Source organism: Streptomyces sp. SID9727 (genome assembly GCF_010550605.1).
In the GTDB taxonomy this organism is placed as follows: domain Bacteria; phylum Actinomycetota; class Actinomycetes; order Streptomycetales; family Streptomycetaceae; genus Streptomyces.
Genome location: NZ_JAAGNI010000342.1, coordinates 1 through 2,627 on the forward strand (window position 1 = coordinate 1; position 2,627 = coordinate 2,627).

The following is a 2,627-nucleotide window of genomic DNA, read 5'->3' on the forward strand; positions in this document are numbered from 1 at the left end:
GCCGGGCCTGGGCGACCGCCGCGGCGGCGTAGGCGGCGGCGGAGACGAGGGAGAGCGCGACGGCGGCGAGGGTGGCGTTCACCGGTGCGCCCCGGACGCGGCGTACGCGGCGGCGTGCTCCCGCTGCCGTACGACGGACGGCCACGGCTGCGGCGGGCGGACCGGTTCGGCGCGCGGGAGGCGGAGCGCGGCGAGTGCCACGGAGAGCAGCGCGGCCACCACGACCGAGTCCAGCCAGTAGTGGTTGGCGGTCCCGACGATGACGAACAGGGTGATCGCCGGGTGCAGCAGCCACAGCCAGCGCCACCGGGACCGGGTGGCGACGACCAGGCCGACGCCGACCATGACGGCCCAGCCGAAGTGCAGCGAGGGCATCGCGGCGAACTGGTTGGCCATGGAGTCGGTGGCCGGCTGGGCGCCGTACACCGAGGGCCCGTACACCCGGCCGGTGTCCACGAGGTGGGTGGCGGCGAGCAGGCGCGGCGGGGCGAGCGGGAAGAGCAGGTGCAGGGCGAGCGCGGCGCCGGTGAGCGCGGCGAGGACGCGGCGCGCCCAGACGTAGTGGCGGGGGCTGCGCCAGTAGAGCCAGACCAGGAAGAGGAGCGTGGCCGGGAAGTGCACGGTCGCGTAGTAGGTGTTCGCGAGGTGGATGAGCGTCTCGTCGTGCAGCAGCAGGCCCTGGACGGCGCCTTCGCCGGGCAGGTGCACGGCGCGCTCGACGTCCCAGACCCGGCCGGCGTTGTGGAACGCCTCGTCCACGTGGCCGTTGGCCGCCTGGCGGCCGAGCTTGTAGATCAGGAAGAGCCCGGCGACGAGCAGAAGCTCGCGGACCAGGGGCGGGCGGGCGCGGACGTCCGGCTTCCGATCGGCGGGCGTGTTGCCGGTGTACCTCACCCGGTGCCCCTTCGCTGATGCTCCTCGGCGGTCGTCCGCCCTTATCGATACGCCAGTGTACCGATACGGCGGCGTATCGGTACACTGGCGTATCGATGGACCTCGTCGCAGAGTCGCAGAGAGGGAAGGCACATGTCGCCGCAGCGGACCGAGCAGGAGCAGCCCCCCGCGCAGCGCCGGTCGAAGATCACGCCGGAGCGGGCCCAGGAGCTCTACACCGCCGTGCTCGACATGCTGAGGGAGAACGGCTACGAGTCGCTGACCATGGAGGGGGTCGCCGCACGGTCCCGTTGCGGCAAGTCCACGCTCTACCGCCAGTGGGGCTCGAAGCCCGAACTGGTGGTCGCCGCCCTGCACGGCACCCGGCGCGGCGCCCTGCGGAAGATCGACACCGGCTCGCTGGCGGGTGACCTGCTGGAGGCGGCGCGGGCGATCGGCGAGGGCTCGGGCCGCGACACGCCCCTGATGCTGGCACTGAGCCATGCGGCGCTGCAGAGCCCGGAGCTCCTGTGCGCCCTGCGCGAGTCGCTGATCCTGCCGGAGCTGGCCGCGATCGACGCGCTCGTACGACGGGGAGTGGAGCGCGGCGAGGTGGCGCCGGACAACCCGGCGGCGGAGTTCGTCGCCGCGCAGCTGCTCGGCGTGATGCGGGCCCGCCCGATGCTCGCGGGGGCCCACGCGGACGAGACGTACCTCGTCCGCTTCGTGGAGGGCGCGGTCCTCCCCGCGCTCGGCCTGGACGCCCCGGCGCCCGGGTCCTGACAGACGTGGGCCGTCGTCCGAGCGGATGACGGCGGCCCGCCCGCGCCGCACCGTGGGGACGGGGGCGGCGCGCACCCGGCCGGCCGGTGACTTCTCCGAAGTCACCGGCCGTTCGTGTACCCGGGCCCCCCATTCGTCCTCTTGACGATAAGAGCGGAGACCCCTTATCGTCGTCATGACGAGAAAAAAGACCAGGGGGGTCCTCATGGCCGACATCACCCGCCGCTTCGGCCGGCGCCATCTCCGCTCCGCGCCCACCGCGCACATCCGCCACCACAAGCGCGGCCGGCTCGCCCACGACGGCGCCGGACTGAGCTTCTGGTACCGGTCGCTGAGCGCCGCACTCTCCGAGGTGCCGGTCAACGACCGCGAACTGGCCATGGCGTTCCACGCGCGCACCTCCGACTTCCAGGACGTCACCGTCCAGGCCACCGTCACCTACCGCATCAGCGATCCGGCCGAGGCCGCCACCCGCCTCGACTTCTCCATCGACCCGGACACCGGCGCCTGGCGCGGCGCACCCCTCGAACAGATCGCCACCCTCCTCACCGAGACCGCCCAGCAGCACACCCTCGACGTGCTGGCCCGCACCCCGCTGGCCGGCGCCCTGGTCGACGGCGTCGCCGCCGTCCGCGAGCGGGTGGCGGCCGGTCTCGCCGCCGAGCCGAGGCTCCCCGCCACCGGCATCGACGTGGTGGCCGTCCGCGTCGTCGCCATCCGCCCCGAGGCCGAGGTGGAACGCGCCCTGCGCACGCCCGCCCGCGAGCTGATCCAGCAGGAGGCCGACCGGGCCACGTACGAACGGCGTGCCGTGGCCGTCGAGCGCGAGCGGACCATCGCCGAGAACGAGCTCGCCAGCCGGATCGAGCTCGCCCGGCGCGAGGAGCGGCTGGTCGAACAGCGGGGCACCAACGCCCGCCGCGAGGCCGAGGAGAGCGCCGCCGCCGACGGGGTGCGCGCCGAGGCGGAGG

Annotated in this window: 3 protein-coding genes; 2 read left to right on the forward strand and 1 reads right to left on the reverse strand. The window is 74.1% G+C overall.

The features are described 5' to 3' along the window. Positions 1-78: 78 nt before the first annotated feature. On the reverse strand, positions 79-894 hold the full coding sequence (locus G3I41_RS23220) for a phosphatase PAP2 family protein (RefSeq protein ID WP_164402322.1): 816 nt from the start codon (positions 892-894) through the stop codon (positions 79-81). A gap of 132 nt (positions 895-1,026) precedes the next feature. Between G3I41_RS23220 and G3I41_RS23225 the strand changes: the two genes are divergently transcribed. Together G3I41_RS23225 and G3I41_RS23230 are read left to right on the forward strand one after the other, a co-directional pair. Further along, complete coding sequence (locus G3I41_RS23225; protein WP_164402323.1) at positions 1,027-1,656, forward strand: TetR/AcrR family transcriptional regulator; 630 nt, start codon at positions 1,027-1,029, stop codon at positions 1,654-1,656. A gap of 205 nt (positions 1,657-1,861) precedes the next feature. Next, positions 1,862-2,627, forward strand: a 766-nt coding sequence (locus tag G3I41_RS23230) for an SPFH domain-containing protein (protein ID WP_164402324.1), incomplete at its 3' end; no start/stop codon positions are given.

What these genes read in the sequence shown, in the direction of transcription:
- G3I41_RS23225 (WP_164402323.1), top strand. Translation starts at nt 1,027, where the DNA reads ATGTCGCCGCAGCGGACCGAGCAGGAGCAGCCCCCCGCGCAGCGCCGG.